Origin of the sequence: Nocardia sp. NPDC020380 (genome assembly GCF_044386975.1) — a bacterium.
Classification (GTDB): Bacteria; Actinomycetota; Actinomycetes; order Mycobacteriales; family Mycobacteriaceae; genus Nocardia.
Genome location: NZ_JBIRVQ010000004.1, coordinates 292,133 through 312,979, shown reverse-complemented (window position 1 = coordinate 312,979; position 20,847 = coordinate 292,133). Strand labels below are relative to the sequence as shown.

The following is a 20,847-nucleotide window of genomic DNA, read 5'->3' as shown; positions in this document are numbered from 1 at the left end:
ATGAATGAAGGTTTCTGTATTGTTGCTGGAGTGTGGGTAGAGCCGCGTTCCGGCTACGTTCCAGGTAACTTATCGGGCGCTCGATCGCACTCGACCGTGGCTTGAACGACCTGCGAGTCCGGGCCCCGAAACTTGCCCGAGGAACTGCCGATGTCCGGACAGGTAGGAAGAATTACATGAGACGGCGGGTCGTAATAACAGGTGTCGGTGTGATCGCCCCCGGCGGTATCGGTGCGAAGTCGTTTCTCGAACTGCTGTCCTCGGGTGTCACGGCAACTCGCAGGATTTCGTTTTTCGACCCGGGTGCCTATCGGTCGCAGGTCGCGGCCGAATGCGATTTCGACCCGGTGGCGCAAGGCCTGACGCCGCAGCAGATCCGCAGAATGGATCGCGCCGCCCAGTTCGCCCTGGTCTCGGCCCGGGAGGCATGGCAGGACAGTGGATTGGAGGCCGATGACATCGCGCCGGAGGATCTCGGCGTCAGCCTCGGCAGCGCGGTCGGCTGCACCATGAGCCTGGAACGTGAGTACGCGGTCGTCAGCGACGGGGGTGCGCACTGGCTCGTGAATCAGGGGTACGCGGTGCCGCACCTCTTCGATTATCTGGTGCCCAGCTCGATGGCGATCGAGGTCGCCAGGGATCTCGGCGCCGAAGGCCCGGTCGCTCTGATTTCCACCGGATGCACCTCGGGACTGGATTCCATCAAGCATGCGCGGGATCTGATCATGGAGGGCTCCGCCGAGGTGGTCCTAGCCGGCGGCGCCGATGCGCCGATCTCGCCGATCACGGTGGCGTGCTTCGACTCATTGCGCGCCACCACACCGAGCAACGACGATCCGGAACATGCCAGCCGTCCGTTCGATCGGCGCCGCAACGGATTCGTACTCGGTGAGGGGGCCGCCTTTCTGGTACTCGAGGAGTGGCACCGGGCGCGGGCCAGGGGCGCGCACATCTACGCCGAGATCGTCGGAGCGGCCTCGCGCAGCAATGCCTTTCATATGACCGGCCTGCGCCCGGACGGCCGGGAGATGGCCGCGGCGATCACCAGCGCCCTCGACGAGGCCAGACTGGATCCGACGGCCGTCGACTACATCAATGCGCACGGATCGGGCACCAAACAGAACGACCACCACGAGACGTCGGCGTTCAAGGCGAGTCTGGGCTCGCACGCCTACCGGACGCCGGTCAGCTCCATCAAATCCATGATCGGGCACTCGCTCGGCGCCATCGGCTCGATCGAAATGGCCGCGTGCGCACTGGCTATCGAGCATTCGGTGGTACCACCGACCGCGAATCTGCTGGAGCCGTCCCCGGAATGCGATCTGGACTATGTTCCCCTGCAAGCGCGGGCGCAGCAGCTGAACACGATACTCAGCGTCGGCAGCGGCTTCGGCGGCTTTCAGAGCGCGATCGTGCTGGTCGCTCCGGACCGGGCGGCGGCATGACGGATCGGATGGTGGTCACCGGAATCGGCGTGCTCACGCCGACCGGGGTCGGGGTGGACGAATTCTGGTCGGCGACACTGGCCGGGCGCTCCGCGATAGCGCCGGTGGAGCGGTTCGATACGGACAGTTACTCGGTGCAGCTGTGCGGTGCGGTCACCGGCATCGATCCGGCCGCGGAACTGCCGGGCCGGTATCTGCCACAGACCGACCACATGACCCGGCTCGCGCTCGTCGCGGCCGAGTGGGCGCTGGCCGATGCCGGCGTGGACCCGCAGACGCTGCCGGAGTTCGAAATGGGCGTGGTCACCGCGAGTTCCGCAGGCGGATTCGAATTCGGGCAGCGCGAGCTGCAGAAGTTGTGGGGCCGTGGCAACCGGTTCGTCAGCGCGTATCAGTCGTACGCCTGGTTCTACGCGGTCAACACGGGGCAGATCTCGATTCGCCACGGCATGCGCGGACCCAGCGGGGTGGTGGTGAGCGAGCAGGCGGGCGGGCTGGACGCACTCGCGCAGGCCCGCCGGCATCTGCGGCGCGACTGCCGGTTGGTTCTCGCAGGCGGTGTCGACAGCAATCTGTGCCCGTGGGGCTGGATCGCCCAGATCGCCGGCGGCGGTTTGAGTTTCGGCACCGATCCTGATCGTGCGTACCTGCCCTTCTCCGAGGAGGCTTCCGGTTCGATCCCCGGGGAAGGGGGCGCGCTGCTGATCACGGAGAATGCCGAGTCCGCGGAACTCCGGGGTGCGCGCCGGCGCTATGGCGAGCTGACCGGGTTCGGCACGGCCTTCGACCCGGCCCCGGTTTCCGGGCGGCCGCCGAACCTGCGGCGTGCCATCGATCGTGCGCTCGCCGACGCCGGGATCGGGCCGGACGATATCGATGTCGTATTCGCCGATGCCTCGGGTGTCCCGGAACATGATCGGGTCGAAGCAGACGCGCTGGCAACGGTTTTCGGGCCGAGTGGTGTTCCCGTGACGGCGCCCAAGGCCGGCACCGGGCGGTTGTCGGCCGGAGCCGGCGCGGTCGATGTGGTGACCGCATTGCTGTCGTTGCGCGATCAGGTGATCCCGCCGACGCCGAACGTCGATCGTCCGGCCCCCGGCTATGGGATCGACCTGGTCACGGGGGAGCCCCGGGCATCGGTGCTCCGCAACGCCCTGGTGCTGGCCAGGGGACACGGGGGTTTCAATGCGGCGGCGGTGTTGGGGCGCTGAGCCGCCACCCGCCTGTCGCCGCGCCCCGATATATCAGTTCAGGAGGGAGAAGTCATGCGACAGTTCACCATTGCGGATCTGTGGCGGATCATCCGGGAGTGCGCGGGGGAACCCGATGCGATGCCCCCGGGCACGGACCTCGACGGTGCGACATTCCGCGATCTCGGCTACGACTCGGTAGTCATGCTCGAGGCCGCGACCAAACTCGATCAGGAATTCGGGGTGGCATTGTCGGATGAGGTCGTCTTCGATCTCGCGACGCCGCGGGCATTCCTGGACGCGGTGCGGGAGCGGCAGGTAGCGGAGGCCTGAAGCGGTCAGCGGCCCCCGGTCCGGATGTTCCGGGCCGGGGGCCGTGCGCGGAGTTGCCGCGACAGCGGGCTCAGCGACCGCCGGAAACGGTGATCGCTTCGCCGGTCAGGTTGGCGTTCGAAGCGAGCAGGAGCACGGCGTCGGCCATCTCCTCCGGGGTGCTGAGCCGGCCGCTGGGCGTTCCGGCCAGTTCCCGCTCCAGCACCGTCGCCGGTAGGTTCGCCAAAACGCCTGGGGTGGTGGTCAATCCGGGGCACAGTACGTTGACCGGAATGCCGTAGGGGCCGGTATCCCAGGCCAGGCTGCGGGCGAAGCCGTGCAGCGCGGATTTCACCGCGGCGTAGAACTCCTGACCGCGCTGGCCGTCGCGGACCACATGCGAGGAAACCAGTACTATTCTGCCCCAGCGACGTTCGCGCATGCCGGGCAGCACCGCAGATACCGTGCCGAGGGTGCCCGCCAGATTGTCGGTGACGAAGCTACGCCAGGACTCGGGTGGCACCTGTTCGAAATGCGCATCCGCGCCCCGGCGGGGCAGGCGGTGCACCGCATTGGCGACCAGGATGTCCACCCCGCCCCAGCGCTGTTCGATGGCGTGTACCGCCGATTCCGGGGAGTCCGGTTCGTCGAGTGCGTAGCGCACGGCCATGGCGCGGTCGGCCCCGCCGCCCAGTTCGGCGGCCAGTTGTTCGGCGGTGTCGCGCTGGGTGCGGTAGGTGAGCGCGACCCTGGCGCCCTCGGCGGAGAAGGCCCGGGCCACGGCCGATCCGATGCCGCCGGTCGCGCCGGTGACCAGGACGCGGCGTTCGTGAAATCCGAAATCCATGGTGCTCAGGCCTTTCCTGCGCCGAGCCCGGCCAGCGGCACGTCGGCGAGGGCCCGGTCGATGGCGTCCGGGTGCGCGTGCGATCCGCGGGCGGCGACGTAGCCGTCCGGGCGGACCAGCAGCCAGCCGCCGCGGCTCAGCCCGGTCGTCTGGGTCAGCACCCCGTCCGGATCGGCGATGGTGTCGGCGATGCCGGATCGGCCGTCGGTGCGTGCGACCACGCGGACCGCGAGCCAGGACCGGTGGTCGTCGGCGACCGGGTTCAGGAAGCCGAGGTTGCTGCCGTCCGGTCCCGGGGCCGCGAGCAGCAGCCAGCGCGGGTCCCGCAGCTCCCGCAGCACCGAGGCCCATCCGGGCGAGCACGCGTGCTGACCGCCGACCTGCGCGAAGCGTTGCCCGGGAACGGGATTCGCGTGCTGCCCGGTGGAGGTGGTCAGGCCGCTGTCCCGGTAGCTGAGCTGCAGCCCGGAGATTCCGCCAAGGATCTTGGCCTGCAATCGGCGGCGGAGCGGTGGGAAGGTGCGGACCGCCCGGAACATGACGGGCAGCACCCGATCCGCGACGGGGGAGCGCAGTTCCACGAAATTGGTTGCCCGCTTGGCCGATCCGAGCAGCTTCCGGCCGATCGGCACCCGCTCCTCGGAATAGGTGTCGAGCAATTCGGGCCGCGCCGCCCGGTGCACCACCATGGCGAGTTTCCAGGCGAGGTTCACGGCCTCCTGGATGCCGGTGTTCATGCCCTGCCCGGAGGCCGGACTGTGGACATGCGCGGCATCGCCGGCGAGCAGACACCGGCCCACGCGCATCCTCGACACCATCCGCTGCTGGGCGGTGAAGACCGAGATCCAGGCCGGCTCGCCGACCCGCACCACTGTCCCGGTGCCGCGGGAGAGCTTGCGGGAGAATCGATCCCGGACGGCTCGTGGATCGCTGTCGGTGTCGGCGGTGTCGAGCAGCCGCCACCGACCCTCGGTGCGCAGCGGGACCGCCATCACTGTGGCCTCTTCGGTCCGCACCCAGTAGATACTGTCGCGGGGGAGGTCGGTGTCCAGCGGTGCGTCGGCGAGCAGCCAGGTCTGGTTGGCGCGACCGGTCAACGGAACGCCGAGCGTCTTGCGGACGGTGCTGTGGCCGCCGTCGCAGCCGACCAGCCAGGGTGTCGAGTAGTGCTCGACGGTACCGTCGCGATGGGTGAGTTGTGCCGTGACCCGGTCGGCGCCGGAGCGGATGGTGTCCAGCCGGACACCCCATTCCGGCGCGATGTTCCGCTCCGCGAGCGCTTCCCGCAGGACGGCTTCGGTGGCCGTCTGCTCGACGGCCACCGTGAACGGGAAGCGGGTCGGCATCGTGCGATAGTCGGCGTCCAGTCGGATCAGCTTGCGGCCTTCCTGATACACGGTGAAGCCGCTGATCACCTGGCCGCGCGCGATGATTCGGTGCACCAGCCCCATCTGGTCGAAGGTTTCCAGGGTGCGTGGATGGGTGGCGATCGCCCGGCTGGTGGTGGCGGGGCCGTCGGCGGCGTCGATCAGCCGGACTCGCACGCCGTGGCGGCACAGCTCATGGGCCAGCGTGAGCCCCACCGGTCCGGCGCCGACAACGAGTACGTCTGCTTCCGCGGGCATGGCCTTACCTCCGTCGTATCGGGTCCGGCACGCGTCGCGCACGATGCGCACCTCGGAGTCCCAGGCTGCGTGCCGGCTCTCGGACGGGGCTGGAATGGCGGTACATCGGTGAGATCGGCTGTCCTCGAGCGTGATTCGAGTAGACGGGTCGATGCTTGCCGGGCGTGACGATTCTCGATACAAGGAGGTGCTGGGTGTCCCAGGCGATACCGCCCCGCCTGCTGCGGCCCGGGCACGATGCCGGCGACCGGATCCGGTTGGCGAATTCGGCGAGCATCATCGAGACCGAGACGTCCTCGGCCGCCGAATTCGCGCGGTGGTGGGACGAGCTGAGCTCGAATACCGTCTTCGAGGTCGAACGGGTGCCGTTCACCAGCCTGCGAAAATGGGAATTCCACTGGGAGACGGGCAATCTCGTACACGACACCGGCCGCTTCTTCAGCGTGCAGGGGTTGCGGGTGCGGTCGCCGGGCGGCCCGGGTTTGGAGTGGACCCAGCCGATCATCAATCAGCCCGAGGTCGGCATACTCGGGCTGCTGGTCAAGGAATTCGACGGCGTGCTGCATTGCCTGGTGCAGGCGAAGGCCGAGCCGGGGAACATCAATGCGATCCAGGTGTCCCCGACCGTACAGGCCACCCGGAGCAACTATACCGGTGCGCACGGCGGTGAGTCCGTGCCGTATCTGGAGTACTTCACCGATTCGAGGCGGGCCCACGTCCTGGTCGACGTGCTGCAATCCGAACAGGGCGCGTGGTTCTACCGGAAGCGGAATCGCAACATGGTCGTCGAGGTGACCGGGCCGGTGCCGGTTGCCCCGGGTTATCGGTGGATAGCGCTCGGGCACCTGCGCCGTATCGCGGCCGCCGACAACATGATGAACATGGATCTTCGGACCGTGTTCGCGTGCATCCCGTTCGAGCAGTGCTCGGAGGTGCTGGCACAACACACCGTTGATCCGTTCCAATTCGCGCTGGCGCGTTCGCTGGCGCTGGACGCCGGCGCACTGCACACGACCACCGAGGTGATGAGCTGGTTCACCGACATCAAATCCCGGGACATCACGTCCGCGATTCCGATGCCGTTGCGGGACATCCGGGACTGGCATCGGACGGATCACGCGATCGTCCACGATTCCGGGAAGTACTTCAGTGTGATCGCCGCCGCGGTGCGCGCCGGTCGCCGGGAGGTCGTGGAGTGGACCCAGCCGTTCTTCGAACCGCAGAGCATCGGCCTGATCGCCTTTCTGGTCAAACGGTTCTCCGGAGTCCTGCACGTGCTGGCGCACGCCCGGGTCGAGCCGGGATTCCTCGATATCGTCGAGTTGGCGCCCACCGTGCAGTGCGCGCCGGAGAACTACGCCGACTGGCCCGCGGAACACCGGCCGCCCTTCCTCGATGCGGTGCTGCGCGCGGTGCCGCAGCAGATCCGTTACGACGCAATCCAATCCGAGGAGGGCGGCCGGTTCTTCCGGGCGCAGAACCGCTATGTGATCGTGGAGATCGATCGGGAGCCGGACATCCCGGCGGACTATCGGTGGATGACGATCGGGCAGTTGACCGGATTGCTCGAGCACAGCCATTATCTGAATGTGCAGGCGCGCAGCCTGATCGCCTGTCTCAATGCGCTGTGGTAGCGATCGTGCGCGTCACGAGTATCCGGAGGATCCGGACCGCCGCGCCGGTCGCCTCGACCTGGATCGTGAAGTCGCGGTGCAGGTCGTCGTCGGTGTAGAGGCGATCGTCCACGGTGCTGACCACTGGCTGCCACAGCACCGCGCCCCCGCCGTAGTCCGGCCAGTCCGGGATCGGTGCCGCCGCCGCGTGTACGGCAAAACTGCGGCGCGCCAGCGCTTTCCCGATCAGTGTCAGATCGTCGGCGAGCGCCACGCCGGAGTCCGGGACGAGCTGCCGGAGCTGGTCGAGCAGACTCTCCGCCGGCCTGGTGAGATCGGCTGTGGCATCGAGAATTCGCACTGCCAAGCCGAGTACCTGCTCGGTTTCCGCGGCCTGCGCGGTGATCAGCCCGCGCAGCCGGTCGAGTTCCGGGCTGTCGGGGTATCCGGCTTCCGCTGAATAGTTCGTGTTCCAGACGGATCGCCACGATCGGACATCATGTACCTGACGGGATTTGCTGAATATCACCCGACGAAGAATGGCACCGCGGGGTCGAGAACCGCTCGACCAGCGGTAGACCTGCTTGCGCGCGAATGAATCCGGCCGGGTTCATCCGCTGCCGCGGACATCCGCGCCCATGCCGTGGATCAGGCAGTCGAGGCCGAAGCCGAAACTCTGATCCGCGGTGTCCTGGTCGGAACCGTTGACCACATAGTCGACCAGCCTGGGGTAGCGGCCCGACTCGATGAGTTCGGCGCGGTACGGATGGTAGGCGCTGCGCGACATCTGCCGTTTGCGGGCCACTTCAGCGGCTGCGGCGCCCTGCGCGTACGCGGTGACGGAGGTGAGCATGGCGATCCTCGCGTCCGCGTCGATCTCGAGCGTGTCCATCGAGGCGAGGACCTGTTCGGAGAGTTCGGCCAGGCGCGGGGTCAGGATGCCGGGCAGGCGGGCGTATATCTGTACCAGCCAGGGATGACGCACCGTGACGCGGCGTAGCTGCTCGGCATAGCTGCGCAACGTCTCGGCCCATCCTGTGCCGGGCACCGGGAGGGCGACATCTTCGTGCACCGTATCGACCATGGTCTCGAACAGGTCGTCCTTGCCGGAGATGTAGCGGTAGGGCGCCATGGTCGTGACGCCGAGATTCTCGGCCAGCCGCCGCATGGAGACCGCGGCGAGTCCGTCGCTGTCGGCGAGCTCGATGGCCGCGGCGGCGATCCGATCGTAGGTCAGTGGCTCTCGTGTCGCGGCCGACGTGCGATCGCACCGGCCCCAGGGCCCGCGATGGCCATTCGTGGTCCGATCTCCTTGTCCGCCTGCTGACTTCACGAAGCCCGCTCCCTACCTCGACACTGCCCGAATCGTACACAGCGGGCAATCGTCCTAAGGGATGGTTAGGAAACCGCGGGGGCTCTTCTGTCGGGGTGTGTCGCCCGACACAGTGGGGGGCGAATGCGATGGGGCATTCGCTGCAGTGAGGAGAACCCCCGTGAGTAGGACAGTGCCGGCTGGTGAGGGTCGGGTTATCGCCAATGTGTTGCGTGGCTCGGTCGGTAACCTCGTCGAGTGGTACGACTGGTATGTCTATGCGGCATTCAGTGTGTATTTCGCGAAGACGTTCTTCCCTGACGGGGATGCGACCGCGCAATTGCTTTCCACCGCGGCGGTTTTCGCGGTCGGGTTCCTGATGCGGCCGATCGGCGGGTGGGCGTTGGGCCGGTATGCCGATCGGTTCGGGCGGCGGTCGGCGCTGACGCTGTCGGTGACGGTGATGGCGGCCGGGTCGCTGTTGATCGCGGTGACGCCGAGTTATGCCTCGATCGGGTTGGCGGCGCCGGTGATCCTGTTGCTGGCGAGGTTGCTGCAGGGGTTGTCGGTGGGTGGTGAATATGCCACCAGTGCAACGTATCTGTCGGAGGTGGCGTCGGCGGGGCGGCGCGGGTTCTACTCGAGCTTTCAGTATGTGACGCTGGTGGCGGGGCAGTTGATCGCGCTCGGGGTGCAGATCGTGTTGCAGCAGGTGCTGACGTCGGCGCAGATGTCGCTGTGGGGGTGGCGGATTCCGTTCCTGATCGGTGCGGCCGGGGCGCTGATCGTGATGTGGTTGCGGCGCGGCATGGATGAATCCGACTCGTTCCGCAGCGAAGCCGATGCGGCGCAACCGAATTCGAGCCGTGGCTCGTTGCGGGCGCTGCTGGCGTATCCGCGGGAATGCCTGCTGGTGGTGGGTCTGACCATCGGCGGCACGGTGGCGTTCTACACCTATACGACCTACATGCAGAAATACATGGTCAACACCTCCGGCATCTCGAAGGCGACGGTGGCGTGGATCAACTTCGTGGCGCTGCTGGTGTTCGTGGTGCTGCAGCCGGTGGCGGGCGCGCTGTCCGATCGCATCGGCCGGCGCAAGTTGCTGATCGGGTTCGGGGTGGCGGGCACGATCTGCACCGTCCCGATCATGACCCTGCTCGGCGACACCCGGAATCCGTACGCGGCGTTCGCGCTGATGCTGGCGGCGCTGATCATCATCACCGGCTACACCTCGATCAATGCGATCGTGAAGGCCGAACTGTTCCCCACCCGCATCCGGGCGCTCGGGGTCGGGCTGCCCTACGCGCTGACCGTCGCCATCTTCGGCGGCACCGCCGAGATGATCGCCCTCGCCCTGAAGAAGGCCGGGCACGAATCGGTCTACTTCTGGTACGTCTCGGCCTGCGTGCTGATTTCGCTGGTCACCTACTTCTTCATGCGTGAGACCTCCGCCGACTCCGCCATCGATGCCGAGGCGGCCGACTCCGGGCCGGGCAAGTCCGAGGACCAGCCGGTTTCGCATGCAGGAGAGAATCGCCGTCATGCGGTTGGCAGTAGTCGAGGATGACGACGGAGTAGGTGATGCCCTCGTCGAGGCGTTCGGAGTCCGCGGACACCGCGCGGTGCGCATGCGCCGCGGCGCCGATCTGCTGACCGCGCACCGCGGCTTCGACGCCGTCGTCCTGGACCTCGGACTGCCCGACGCGGACGGACTGACCGTGCTGCGGCGACTGCGCGAGGTCAGCACGGTGCCGGTGGTCATCCTCACCGCACGCAGCGACGAACGCTCCATCGTGCGCGGACTGCGCGGCGGCGCCGACGACTACGTCGTCAAACCGCCGCGCATCGCCGAACTGCTCGCCCGCATCGAGAACGTCATCCGCCGCGCCACCCCACCCGCACCGGCCGACACGGCACACACCGTGCACACCGGCGACGTCCTGGTGGATCTCGATGCCCGCCGCGTCGATGTCGGCGGCGTCGAGATACCGCTCACGCCAAAGGAATTCGAGCTGGTGCGGGTGCTGGTCGAGAAGCCCGGGGCGGCGGTGAGCCGCCAGCAGCTGATGGACCGGATCTGGGGTGACGCGTTCGTGGCGGTCTCGCGCTCGCTGGACGTGCACATGACCGGGCTGCGCGCCAAACTCGACCGGCCCGGACTGATCACCACCATCCGCGGCTACGGCTACCGGTGGGGTGAATGAGCGCATGCGCCGCCGCCTGCTCATCGCCCTGACCGTGTTCTCCACCCTGGCCGTGTTCGCCTTCGCCGTGCCGCTGTGCCTGACCGCCGCCACCAGCCGCACCCAGCAATTCGTGCTGGCCCGCACCGGCGACGCCGACCGCTTCGCCGGCCTCGCGGTCACCGCCGACCGGCTCGGCGACAATCGCGCGCTGAGCGTGGAGGTCGACCGCTACCGCGACCTGTACGGCGAATCGGTGCTGCTGGTCGATGCGCGCGGCACGCCGATCGTGAATGCGGGCGTCGATACCGCCGACACCGCGGTGGCGGCCGCGCTCGCCGCGGCGCGCCGCAATCAACGCCCCGCGCCGGTGACGCGGCTGCTGCCGTGGAGCCCTGGCAAGGTGCTCATCGCCCGCCCGGTGGGCTCGGATACGCATGTCCAGGGCGCGGTGCTGATCACCGCGTCCACCGCCGCGGCACGCAGCGATATCACCGGGGTGTGGACGATCGTCGCAGTCGGGGCGCTGGTCGCCATGGCCGTGTTCACCGCACTCGCGCTGGTGCTGTCACGGTGGGTGCTGCGGCCGCTGGCCGGATTGTCCGGCGCGGTCGCCGAACTCACCGCCACCCTGCCCAAACCGCGCGGTGGCACGCCGGTCACGCGCCGCCACGGCGGCCCTCCGGAACTGCGGGCGGTTGCCGAATCGTTCGACTCCATGGCCACGGCCGTACGTGATTCCGCGCTCGCGCAACGACGCCTCGTCGACGACACCGCGCACGCCATGCGTAACCCGCTGGCCGCCTTGACCATTCGACTCGACTCGCTCGAACCCGCTATCCCCGAGGGTGCCGCGCCGACCTTCCACGGCGCGACCCGGGAGGTGGAGCGGCTCACCGGACTGCTCGACGGACTGCTCACCCTCGCTGTCGCCGAAGGCACCGACTTCGACCCCGCCACGGTCCCGGCGAGCGAGCACTGTGACGCAGTGCAGGTCGTCGAGGATCGAATCGACGCCTGGCGCAATGCTTTCGAAGCCGCGGGCATGACCCTCGTCCAGGTCGCGGGCAACCCGCCCACCGATGCCGCCATCTCCGCGGAGGTCCTGGCTCAAATCCTGGACGTACCGCTGAGCAACGCCTGCCGCTATGCCGGGCCCGCCGCCGTCACCCGCATCACCATCACGGCTGATCCCGGGGAGGTCGTCCTCACCGTTGCCGACAATGGAACCGGCGTCGCCCCAGGCGAACTCGATCAACTCACCACCCGATTCTTCCGCGGCGAATCGGCCGCCGGTGTGGGCGGCTCCGGCCTGGGCCTGCCTATCGCCGCGGCCCTGGTGAACGCCCGGCACGGCACCCTCACCATGGAAGCCGTTGCCCCACAAGGCTTGGCGGTCATCATTCGCCTGCCCGCGGCCAACCTGCCCGGCACACCGTCATGGGACGCCCTGTGACCGCCGGGCCGGACTCCGTGCCCGACGCACCGCACCGAGCCCGTCACTACACGCGTCGTCACCTGTTGCGCAGCGCCGCCGTCCTCGCCGCCGGACTGGCCTTGCCTGTGGGCGTGGGCAGTTGCGGGCGGGGGAGCGGCGACACCACCGTCCGGCTCGCGGCCGGCGAAGCAGGCGGCTTCTACCACGCCTTCGCACTGCTCCTGGCCCGCGCGGCGACCCCCTACGACTTGCACATCGACGTGATCGAAACAGCCGGATCCGTGGACAACCTGACCATGCTGTCGCACGGCGCCGCCGATACCGCACTCGTGCTGGCCGATTCGCTCGCCGAGGACCCCGACCGTCCCCCGGCGATCGGCCGCGTCTACGAGAACTACCTGCAACTCGCGGTCGCCTCGACCAGCGCCTACCACGCGGTCAGCGACCTGCGCGGCGCCCGCATCAATCTCGGCGCCGCCGGCTCCGGCGCCACCCGCATCGGTGAAAAGCTGCTCACCGCAGCCGGTCTCGCCCCCTCCGACGTCACCCGCACCCACCTGCCACTACGCGATGCCGTGACCGCGGTCGCCGAGGGCCGCCTCGATGCCCTGCTCTGGGCGGGTGGCGTCCCCACCGCCGCCCTCGAATCCCTGCGCCTGCTGGACCTGGACCCCCTCGCCGCGACCATGCGCGACCGCTTCGGCTACCTCTACGACCCGGTCCTCATCCCCGCCGGCACCTATCCCGGTGCCCCGTCCGTGCACACCATCGGCGTCGCCAACCTGCTCGTCGCCGCCCCCACCCTGCCCGACGCCACCGTCACCACCCTCACCGAAGTCCTGCTCACCCACCCCGATGCCCTCGTCCCCGCCGAGGCCGCCGGCACCCAATTCCTCGACGCCCGTTCCCTGGTCGGCACCGGCACGGTCCCCCTGCACCCCGGCGCGGCCGCCGCCTACCGCCGCCACCACGGCTGAGCGACGCGATTCCCTAGCGGTGGCCAAACGCTCTTGTTGGTGGACTGTGCCAGGGTCACCGAACGTCAGGTGATCCCGACATTCACGACGGAAGGGTCATCGGAATATGACACGCATCGGCACTCGGATCATCCTCGTCTGTAGCGGATTGGCTGTCGCCGGTTCGCTTTTGGCACCGGCACTGGCCGCGGCGGATCCCGGCGGATCCGGAATGCTCAGCACCACCTGCAGTTTCGATCAGATCGACGCTGCCCTGCGGGCGCAGGCACCCGATCTCGCGGCGAAACTGGATGCGAATCCCGAGAAGAAGGCGCGGTTGCAGGATCTGCTGAATCTGCCGGTGGACCAACGGCAACAGAAGATCCAGGAGTTCCTGAACACGCATCCGGATGCGCAGGCGAAGATGCAGGAACGGCGGAACTCACCGGAATTCCAGCAGCACGCCGATACTCTGCGCGCGGTGCTGGACAGCTGCCACAACTACTGACGGATATCCAGCGGCACTGTGACGGTGACGGTGAGCCCGCCTTCGGGGCGGGCCACCGCTCGGACTTCGCCCGCATGGGCGTGCGCGACCGACCGCACGATGGACAACCCCAGCCCGGCACAACGGGCGGGGTTCGCCGGCCGCTGGGCAGCGGCCAGGCGGCGGAACGGTTCGAGCAGGCCGTCCACCTCGAACGGCGTCGAAAGCGCGGTCCAGCCGTTCCAGCATCGCGTCGAAAGTGTCTGCGAGATCCTTGATCTCATCACTCGGACCCGACAGTGCGATGCGCTCGTGCAGGCTGCGGTCGGCCACCCGGCGCGCGGTCGTGGTGATCCGCTGCAACGGCCGCAGGGCCCGCCCGGCCATCAGCCAGCCGACGGCGCCGGCCAGCACACCCAGCACGCCCAGCGCCACCAGCGAGCGGATCAGCATGACCCGCAAGGTATCCCGCCGCATCTGTTCGGCCTGCGGGGCGAGAGCCGAGAACAGACTTCCGGAGCCGGCGGATTCACTGCGCGCGATCAGCCATTCGCGCGCGAACTGCGGTGCGTCGGCTCCTGGTTTGCGGCCCATGAACTGATAGAGATTCAGGTACATGACCGCGATCAGCAGGGTACCCGCGAGCGGGAACGCGACCGCGTACAGCAGGGGCAACCGCGCCGGATGCTCATCGGATGCGATATCCCACGCCAGGTTCGGTATCGATCACCGGTGGATCGCCCAGCTTCCGGCGCACCATCATGATGGTGTAGCGCACCACCACGGTGAACGGGTCGATGTTCTCGTCCCACGCCTTCTCCAGCAGCTGCTCGGCCGACACCACCCCGCCGTCGGCCCGCAGCAATTCGGCCAGCACCGCGAACTCCTTGCGCGACGCCACCGTCGTGCACCGCGTCCACGGCCATCGCATGCCGCCGTAAACCCTGAGCAATGGCATCCGCCAGCAACTGCTCGTCTTCGACCACCAGAACCCGCATCCCCACATAGTGCGCAACCATTCTGTTGGGCGCCTGTGAGGAAACCGGATCGCGAACCGGCTAGCCGTCGATCTCCCGGACGATCTGCTCGCAGACCTCGTGGGTGCGCAGCGCGTCCCGGGCGTCGAGTGTCTTTCCGGCGCGGACGGCGTCCAGGAAATGATCGACCGCCTGCTGGATACCGCGCTGGCTGCCGACCGGGGTCCAGTCGCCGCGCGGGAGCGCGGTGGCGACGCCGCCGGTGTAGTCGACGCCGTCGCCGAGGTTGACGACCTTGTATTTTGTATTCCCGCCGGAGATTTCGAGGATCTCCTCCGTGATCCCGCTGCACCGGTTCATGATTCCGAGGGCGGTGACGCCGTCGCCGGACAGTTCCAGGACGACGTGCTCGAGCTCTCCGTTCTCGGGCGATCCGCGAAAACGCGTCCGGACCTCGGTGATCTCGGCCGGCATCAGGAAGCGCAGCGTGTCCACGACGTGGATGAAGTCGTCATAGACGAACGTGCGCGCGACCTCCGGTTGACCGTGCCGGTTCTTCTGCAGCACGATCAGCGATCGATCCCGCTGTGCCGCCTCGGTATAGGCCGGGGCGTATCGGCGATTGAAGCCGACCATGAGGCTGCGTTCGCGGCTTTCGGCCAGCTCCACCAACCGGCGTGCACCCGCCAAGGTGTAATCGAGTGGCTTGTCGACGAATACATCGATTCCCGCCTGCAGCAGGGCCTCGCACAACTCCACATGCGCGCTGGTGGCCGCGTGCACGAAGGCCGCCCGCACACCGGAAGCCAGCACACTGTCCAGCGTGGAATGCCGGTTCGGCAGCCGGTAGCGATCCGCGACCCGATCCAGCCGCTCCCGGTTACGGGTCATGAGATGAATATCCAGCCCCGGCTCGGCCGTCAGCACCGGCAGGTAGGCCTTCTCCGCAATGTCACCCAGCCCGATCACCGCGACCGGTAGCAGCCCGCTCTCCATGCGGGCCAGCTTGTCATGCGGCAACCGGGCGGATCAAGATCGTCGAATGCGGCCCCTAGCGGCTGTTCGCCGGGGCGAGTCCACGGACCAGGTCGATGCCGCGCCCGAGATTGTCGAGCCGGGCGGTGAGGGTGTCGCCGGCGGGGTAGAGGCGGACGGTGTCGACTCCGGTGTCCTGCCAGGTGCGCAGGCGCTCACGGACCATGTCCTCGGTGCCGATCAAGGTTGTGGCGAGCACCATGTCATCGGTGACGAGGGCGGTCGCGCCTTCGCGGTCGCCGGCCTGCCAGCGTTCGCGGACCTGCGCGGCGACGTCGGCCCAGCCCTGGCGGCTGTAGGCATTGTTGTAGTAGTTGGTGGATCCGGAACCCATGCCGCCCAAGGAGAATGCGAGTTCCTTCTTGCGGCTGCCGACCACTGCGGCCAGCTGGGCCTCATCGGCGACGATATTGATCTCCGCGCCCTGACAGACATCGAGGTCCGCTCGGTCGCGCCCGGCGCGGGCCAGGCCGGCGTCGAGATGGTCGAAATAGGCTTGTGCGCCTTCGGGAACGAAGCTGGTGCCCAGCCAGCCGTCGGCGACCTCGCCGGTCAGTTCGAGCATCTTCGGCGAGAGCGTGGCCAAGTAGATCGGCACGCTGGCGGGTTGCAGGCTCAATCGCATGGGGCGGGCGTCGCCGCCGGGGCGCGGGATGGTGAACTGCTCACCCTGGTAGTCGATCTTCTCGCCGGTGAAGACGCTGCGGATGACCTCCACCGTTTCCCGCATGCGCGCCAGCGGCCGCGCGAAGGGAAGTCCGTGCAGTCCCTCGATGACCTGCGGCCCGGAAGCGCCCAGCCCGAGCAGGAATCGGCCCTCGGACAGCAGGTTCAACGTCATGGCGGTCTGCGCGATGAGGACCGGGGAGCGGGTGCCGAGCTGGATGATGCCCGAGCCCAGCAGGATTCGCTCGGTACGCGCGGCCAGGAATCCCAGCGGTGACGGGGCATCGGTACCCCACGCCTCGGCCACCCAGCAGATGTCCAGTCCGAGGCGTTCGGCCTCGACCACGAATTCGGTGATGCCCCGCCAGTCGCCCGCCGAGCCCTCGATCGTTGTGGCGGTGCGCATCACGACTCCTGTTCCACGAGTTCGCGGATGGCCTCGAGATTGGCCTTGATACCGGTCTCGAACTCGCGCAGGCGGACGAACACGATCTTCTGTTCCTCGTCCGGCATGGCGTCGATGGCGTAACTGAGGCCGGAACGCGCCGGTCCCATCTGCGTCCACTGCTCGAGCACCGTGCCCGTGCCCTCGGGGCGCAGCGTGAAACGCCAGATGCCGGAGGGATTCTCGGGGTCACCGACGGCCCAGGCGAAGCTGCGCGGCGCGTCGTATTCGACGACGGTGCTGATCGTCTCCCAATCGCCCAGCGCTTCGTGCGCATTGCGGCCGCTGAAGCGGGCGCCGATCGCGGGCCCGGTCGCCTCGTCGAGCCAGCGGACCTCCTGCAGCTCGCTGCTGAGCCGGGGCATGAGGTGGATATCGCTCACGCAGTCCCACACCCGTTCGGGCGCCGCCTCGATGTAGGCCTGCGCCGACACGGTCGGCGTATCGGCATAGACCTGGCCCGTCCACTCCATTGCGGACTCCTTCTCTCGACTACCACCATAGTTGCGTAGATAGACTTACCAGCACAAGGCCCCCGACACCCGATAGGATCGCGATATGAAGCGCACCTCGTTCGCGAACTGGCCCTGCTCGGTGGCCAGGACCATGGACCTGCTGGGCGACTGGTGGACCCCGCTGGTACTGCGCGAAGCCTTCTACGGCATCCGCCGCTTCGACGAGTTCCAGCAGGAACTCGGCATCGCCCGCAACACCCTCGCCGAGCGATTACGCCGCCTCGTGGACGCGGGCCTGCTCGAGAAACACGTCTACGAGACCATGCCCGTGCGGCACGAGTACCTGCTCACCGCATCGGGCCGGGACTTCTACAGCGTCATCGCCGCCATGACCGCCTGGGGCGACCGCTGGCTCGCCGACGAAACCGGGCCGCCCGTCCTCACCCACCACGACACCTGCGGGCACGACGCCCAGGCGGAAGTGGTGTGCTCGCACTGCAAAGAACCCCTGGAAGGCGCCGAGGTCACGCCGCGGCCCGGGCCCGGATATCCACCAAAACTCTTGGCGCGTCCTGACGTTCGGCGGCGGTTCCGGCTCGACGACGTGTAGCGTTCGATTCGTCTCTGGTGTCGAGGGGGGCGAATGCTGTGCGTGGGTGACGTTTTCGCCGGTTACGTGATCGAGCGGGTGCTCGGTGGCGGCGGTATGGGCGAGGTGTATCTCGCCCGGCATCCCCGGCTGCCGCGCTCGGTCGCCTTGAAACTGCTGAACGTGGACTTCGCCACCGACACCGAGATCCGGGGACGGTTCGAGCGCGAAGCCGATCTGATCGCCCGGCTGGATCACCCGAACATCGTGTCCGTCTACGATCGCGGCGTCGAAGACGGCCGCATGTGGATGTCGATGCAGTACATCGACGGGATCGACGCCTCGGCAGTGGATCCGGCCCCCCTGCCGCCGCAGCGCGCGGTGCACATTGTCGGCGAGATCGCCAAGGCGCTGGACTTCGCGCATTCCACCGGTGTGCTGCACCGGGATGTGAAACCCGCCAACATCATGATCGCCCGGCCAGCTCCCGGCTACGGTGAGCGAATCCTGCTGGCCGACTTCGGCATCGGCCGTCTGCGCGACGACACCGGGCACCTCACCAGAACCGGTCACCTCACCGCCACCCTGTCCTATGCCTCGCCGGAACAGCTATCGGGTGCCACGCCGGGACCTCGCTCGGACCAATACTCCGTGGCCTGCAGCCTGTTCTGGCTGCTGTGCGGAACTACACCGTTCGCGGCCGAGAGCGTCGCCGCCGTCGTCGCGGGCCACTTGCATTACCCGCCGCCCCCGGTTAGCGCGCGCCGACCGTTCCTGCCGCCCGCTCTCGACGGGGTTCTCTTCCGCGCCTTGGCCAAGAACCCCGACGAGCGATTCGGCTCCTGCACCGAATTCGCGCAGGCCGCCGCCTCCGCGTTAGCCGTGCCCACAGCCGTCGTGCCGCCGGAACCGACCCGGGCGCAGATGCCTGCGGCCGAAGCCCGGCGTCCGTGGCGCAGGATGGCACGATGGCGGTTGCCCGCCGCGGCCGCAGGCCTGGTCGTGGTGCTCGCGGCGGTCATCGGAATCGTCTGGGCGACAACGAGTTCCGGCAGCTCCGGATCCTCGAGCACTTCCAGTACCACAGCTCCGACCAGTAAGCCTGCCATTCCACCCGCCGCCGTGGTCAGCGGTATGCAGCCGATCGGTGAGCTCGACGAGCAGGGGAATCTCGTCGGAAGCACTGTGCCCGGGCCGTATCCGGCGGTGGACGGACCGGTCAACTGTGCGCCGGTGAGCATTGCGATGGCGGGCCCGCTCTCCGGCGCGAACGCGGTCCTCGGTGGCAACGTGCTCGGTGGGGTGCGACTGGCCGTCGACCAGTTCGACCGGAAGAATCCCGGATGCCAAGTGACGGTCAAGAACTACGACACCCTCGCCGACCCGATCAAAGCAGCGCAGCTGGCGCCCGCCATCGTGGCCGACGCGTCGACCGTCGCCCTGATCGGCCCGACCTTCTCCGGCGAGACCCAGGCCACCGGCCAGACCTTCTCGAACGCGGGTCTGCCGTTCCTGTCGCCCTCGGCGACCAATGTCACGCTGCTGAGCCATGGTTGGCACAGCTTCTTCCAGGGGTTGGCCATGGACACCTTGCAAGCGCCCGGGATGGCGCGGTACCTGGTCGCCAAGGGCTACCACCACGTCTGCGTGGTCGCCGACAACAGCGACTACGGCGCCGGGCTGGCGCGCGCGACCACCCAGTCGCTCGGCGGCGCGTCCCTGTCGTCGTGCGCGGTCACCGTGCAAACGGGTGCGAAGGATTTCGGCGACGCGGTGAAGGAGATCACCGCCGCCGCACCCGATGCCGTCTTCTACGCCGGGTACTACACCGAGTCGGGCGGGCTGCTGCAGCAGTTGCGCGCGGCGGGCAGTACCGCCGTGTTCGCCTCCGGTGACGGCAGTTTCGATCCCGGGTTCCTGTCCGGCGCCGGATCCGCGGCGTCGGGCGCACTGCTGTCGTGCCTGTGCGGTCCGGCGTCCGCGCCCTTCGACTTCGATTACCGGACCCTGATCAATACGGCGCCGGGCGTCTATTCGCCCGAGGCCTACGACCTGACCGCAATCGTGTTGCACGGCATCGCATCCGGCCACGTCACCCGGGCGGATCTGCTCCGATACATTCAGAGCTACTCGGGGGACGGCATCGCCCACAGCTACCGCTGGACCAGCACGGGTGAACTGGCCGAACCGCGAATCTGGCTGTACAAGGCTCGTTAGCTACCGGACGTGGAACGAAGACCGGTATCGGTTCGGGGCAACACCGGCGATGCGTTTGAAGCGGTCGCGGAACGCGGTCGGGGAGCCGAAGCCGGCCAGGGCGGCGACGCGGTCCACCGAATGGTCGGTATTCTCCAGCAGGTGCTGGGCGCGGCGGACGCGGGCGCGCAGCAGCCACTGTAAAGGCGTGGTGCCCAGCTGTTCCCGGAAGCGGCGGCTGAAGGTGCGTTCGCTCATGCCGGCGCGGGCCGCCATATCGGCGAGGGTCAGATCATCGTCGAGATGATCCTCGATCCAGGCGCAGACCAGTTCCAGGTGTGAGCCCGCGGGCGTGGGCGGCTGGTGGTGCACGACGAATTGGGCTTGCCCGCCTTCGCGTTCCAGCGGCATGACCGCCATGCGGGCGGCGTCTGCGGCCACCGCGGAACCGAAGTCGCGGCGCACCATGTGCAGGCACAGGTCGAGTCCCGCGGCGGCGCCCGCCGAGGTGAGGATGGCGCCATTGTCGACGTAGAGCACATCGGGTTTCACATCGATGGCGGGATAGGTGCGGGCGAGATGATCCGCGGCGAGCCAATGGGTGGTGGCCGCAAGGCCATCGAGGAGTCCGGCCGCGGCGAGGGTGAAGGCGCCGGAACAGATGGAGGCGATGCGGGTGCCCTGCCGGGCGGCCGCACGTAACGCCGCCACGATCGGTTCCGGTTCGGGCACAGCGATTTCCGATCGTCCCGGGACGATGATGGTGTCGGCGGTGGCCAGGGCATCGAGGGGCCAGGGCGGGCGCAGCGCGAAGGCTCCGGCATCCACTTCGGTGCTCTGTCCGCAGACGCGGACGCGATAGGGGCTGCGGCCGTCGGGCAGACGCGCGCGGCCGAAGACCTCCAGGGGAACGGCCAGATCGAAGGCGACCACCCGATCGAGGGCCAGGACGGCGACGGTGTGCACAAAGGGAACTATAGGCGGATTCTCGCCAAGAATGTGACCTGCTTTTTCAGGTCGATGTGAGTGGAAACACGATGTCATCGCCGATGGCGAGAATCAGTTGATCTTTG

At 68.0% G+C, this 20,847-nt stretch carries 20 protein-coding genes and 2 pseudogenes; 11 read left to right on the top strand and 11 right to left on the bottom strand.

Features of this window, described 5'->3' with window-relative positions; translation table 11 throughout:
• The first annotated feature begins 176 nt into the window (after positions 1-176).
• From ACH438_RS12195 to ACH438_RS12185, 3 genes are read left to right on the top strand one after another with little or no spacing between them, the layout of a single operon-like run.
• Positions 177-1,445, top strand: a complete 1,269-nt coding sequence (locus ACH438_RS12195; protein WP_397004202.1) for a beta-ketoacyl-[acyl-carrier-protein] synthase family protein — start codon at positions 177-179, stop codon at positions 1,443-1,445.
• The gene (locus ACH438_RS12190; protein WP_397004200.1) at positions 1,442-2,656 is read left to right on the top strand and encodes a ketosynthase chain-length factor; all 1,215 of its coding nucleotides are present in this window, start codon (positions 1,442-1,444) and stop codon (positions 2,654-2,656) included. Before ACH438_RS12195 ends, ACH438_RS12190 begins: the two co-directional genes overlap by 4 nt.
• A gap of 54 nt (positions 2,657-2,710) precedes the next feature.
• Positions 2,711-2,968 carry an acyl carrier protein gene (locus tag ACH438_RS12185; protein ID WP_397004198.1) on the top strand — a complete coding sequence of 86 codons (258 nt, stop codon included), beginning with the start codon at positions 2,711-2,713 and terminating at the stop codon, positions 2,966-2,968.
• 70 nt (positions 2,969-3,038) lie between these two features.
• Here the strand turns inward: ACH438_RS12185 and ACH438_RS12180 are convergent, their stop codons facing one another.
• A complete protein-coding gene (locus ACH438_RS12180) occupies positions 3,039-3,794 on the bottom strand; it encodes an SDR family NAD(P)-dependent oxidoreductase (protein ID WP_397004196.1) in 756 nt (251 codons plus the stop codon).
• Between the two features lie 5 nt (positions 3,795-3,799).
• Positions 3,800-5,419 carry an FAD-dependent oxidoreductase gene (locus tag ACH438_RS12175; protein WP_397004194.1) on the bottom strand — a complete coding sequence of 540 codons (1,620 nt, stop codon included), beginning with the start codon at positions 5,417-5,419 and terminating at the stop codon, positions 3,800-3,802.
• Positions 5,420-5,613: 194 nt separating this feature from the next.
• Here ACH438_RS12175 and ACH438_RS12170 point away from each other — a divergent pair, with 194 nt between their 5' ends.
• The gene (locus ACH438_RS12170) at positions 5,614-7,053 is read left to right on the top strand and encodes an NDP-hexose 2,3-dehydratase family protein (protein ID WP_397004192.1); all 1,440 of its coding nucleotides are present in this window, start codon (positions 5,614-5,616) and stop codon (positions 7,051-7,053) included.
• Here the strand turns inward: ACH438_RS12170 and ACH438_RS12165 are convergent.
• The gene (locus ACH438_RS12165) at positions 7,037-7,561 is read right to left on the bottom strand and encodes a hypothetical protein (RefSeq protein ID WP_397004190.1); all 525 of its coding nucleotides are present in this window, start codon (positions 7,559-7,561) and stop codon (positions 7,037-7,039) included. The two genes, ACH438_RS12170 and ACH438_RS12165, sit on opposite strands and share 17 nt — an antisense overlap.
• An 81-nt stretch (positions 7,562-7,642) precedes the next feature.
• Positions 7,643-8,365 (bottom strand): TetR/AcrR family transcriptional regulator, encoded by a 723-nt coding sequence (locus ACH438_RS12160; protein ID WP_397004188.1) that lies wholly within the window; start codon positions 8,363-8,365, stop codon positions 7,643-7,645.
• A 160-nt stretch (positions 8,366-8,525) separates the two neighbouring features.
• On the opposite strand from ACH438_RS12160, the gene ACH438_RS12155 reads away from it, so the two are divergent.
• The 5 genes from ACH438_RS12155 to ACH438_RS12135 all read left to right on the top strand — a co-directional run bounded on the left by ACH438_RS12155 (position 8,526) and on the right by ACH438_RS12135 (position 13,432).
• A complete protein-coding gene (locus ACH438_RS12155) occupies positions 8,526-9,914 on the top strand; it encodes an MFS transporter (protein WP_397004186.1) in 1,389 nt (462 codons plus the stop codon).
• Positions 9,889-10,551 (top strand): response regulator transcription factor, encoded by a 663-nt coding sequence (locus ACH438_RS12150; protein ID WP_397004184.1) that lies wholly within the window; start codon positions 9,889-9,891, stop codon positions 10,549-10,551. Before ACH438_RS12155 ends, ACH438_RS12150 begins: the two co-directional genes overlap by 26 nt.
• Positions 10,544-11,986, top strand: coding sequence for a sensor histidine kinase (locus ACH438_RS12145; RefSeq protein ID WP_397004182.1), 1,443 nt, complete (start codon positions 10,544-10,546; stop codon positions 11,984-11,986). The genes ACH438_RS12150 and ACH438_RS12145 overlap by 8 nt, the downstream gene beginning before the upstream one ends.
• Entirely contained in the window at positions 11,983-12,945 is a 963-nt protein-coding gene (locus ACH438_RS12140; protein ID WP_397004180.1) for a TAXI family TRAP transporter solute-binding subunit, read from the top strand. Before ACH438_RS12145 ends, ACH438_RS12140 begins: the two co-directional genes overlap by 4 nt.
• Before the next feature lie 106 nt (positions 12,946-13,051).
• A complete protein-coding gene (locus ACH438_RS12135) occupies positions 13,052-13,432 on the top strand; it encodes a hemophore-related protein (RefSeq protein WP_397004178.1) in 381 nt (126 codons plus the stop codon).
• Here the strand turns inward: ACH438_RS12135 and ACH438_RS12130 are convergent.
• The 6 genes and pseudogenes from ACH438_RS12130 to ACH438_RS12105 all read right to left on the bottom strand — a co-directional run bounded on the left by ACH438_RS12130 (position 13,426) and on the right by ACH438_RS12105 (position 17,007).
• Positions 13,426-13,695 carry an ATP-binding protein gene (locus ACH438_RS12130; protein ID WP_397004864.1) on the bottom strand — a complete coding sequence of 90 codons (270 nt, stop codon included), beginning with the start codon at positions 13,693-13,695 and terminating at the stop codon, positions 13,426-13,428. The genes ACH438_RS12135 and ACH438_RS12130 overlap by 7 nt on opposite strands.
• Positions 13,655-13,798 (bottom strand): annotated as a pseudogene (locus ACH438_RS12125) (HAMP domain-containing protein); the annotation flags it as partial. The gene ACH438_RS12130 and the pseudogene ACH438_RS12125, both read right to left, overlap by 41 nt.
• A 301-nt stretch (positions 13,799-14,099) precedes the next feature.
• Positions 14,100-14,300, bottom strand: a pseudogene (locus ACH438_RS12120) (helix-turn-helix domain-containing protein); the annotation flags it as partial.
• Between the two features lie 169 nt (positions 14,301-14,469).
• Positions 14,470-15,408, bottom strand: a complete 939-nt coding sequence (locus ACH438_RS12115; RefSeq protein ID WP_397004176.1) for a Gfo/Idh/MocA family protein — start codon at positions 15,406-15,408, stop codon at positions 14,470-14,472.
• Between the two features lie 31 nt (positions 15,409-15,439).
• A complete protein-coding gene (locus ACH438_RS12110) occupies positions 15,440-16,495 on the bottom strand; it encodes an LLM class flavin-dependent oxidoreductase (protein ID WP_397004174.1) in 1,056 nt (351 codons plus the stop codon).
• A complete protein-coding gene (locus ACH438_RS12105) occupies positions 16,495-17,007 on the bottom strand; it encodes an SRPBCC family protein (protein WP_397004172.1) in 513 nt (170 codons plus the stop codon). Before ACH438_RS12105 ends, ACH438_RS12110 begins: the two co-directional genes overlap by 1 nt.
• Before the next feature lie 85 nt (positions 17,008-17,092).
• On the opposite strand from ACH438_RS12105, the gene ACH438_RS12100 reads away from it, so the two are divergent.
• Together ACH438_RS12100 and ACH438_RS12095 are read left to right on the top strand one after the other, a co-directional pair.
• Entirely contained in the window at positions 17,093-17,599 is a 507-nt protein-coding gene (locus ACH438_RS12100; protein WP_397004170.1) for a winged helix-turn-helix transcriptional regulator, read from the top strand.
• A 33-nt stretch (positions 17,600-17,632) separates the two neighbouring features.
• Positions 17,633-19,795 (top strand): ABC transporter substrate-binding protein, encoded by a 2,163-nt coding sequence (locus ACH438_RS12095; RefSeq protein ID WP_397004168.1) that lies wholly within the window; start codon positions 17,633-17,635, stop codon positions 19,793-19,795.
• Here the strand turns inward: ACH438_RS12095 and ACH438_RS12090 are convergent, their stop codons facing one another.
• On the bottom strand, positions 19,796-20,740 hold the full coding sequence (locus ACH438_RS12090) for a GlxA family transcriptional regulator (RefSeq protein WP_397004166.1): 945 nt from the start codon (positions 20,738-20,740) through the stop codon (positions 19,796-19,798). It lies immediately after the preceding gene.
• Between the last annotated feature and the right edge of the window lie 107 nt (positions 20,741-20,847).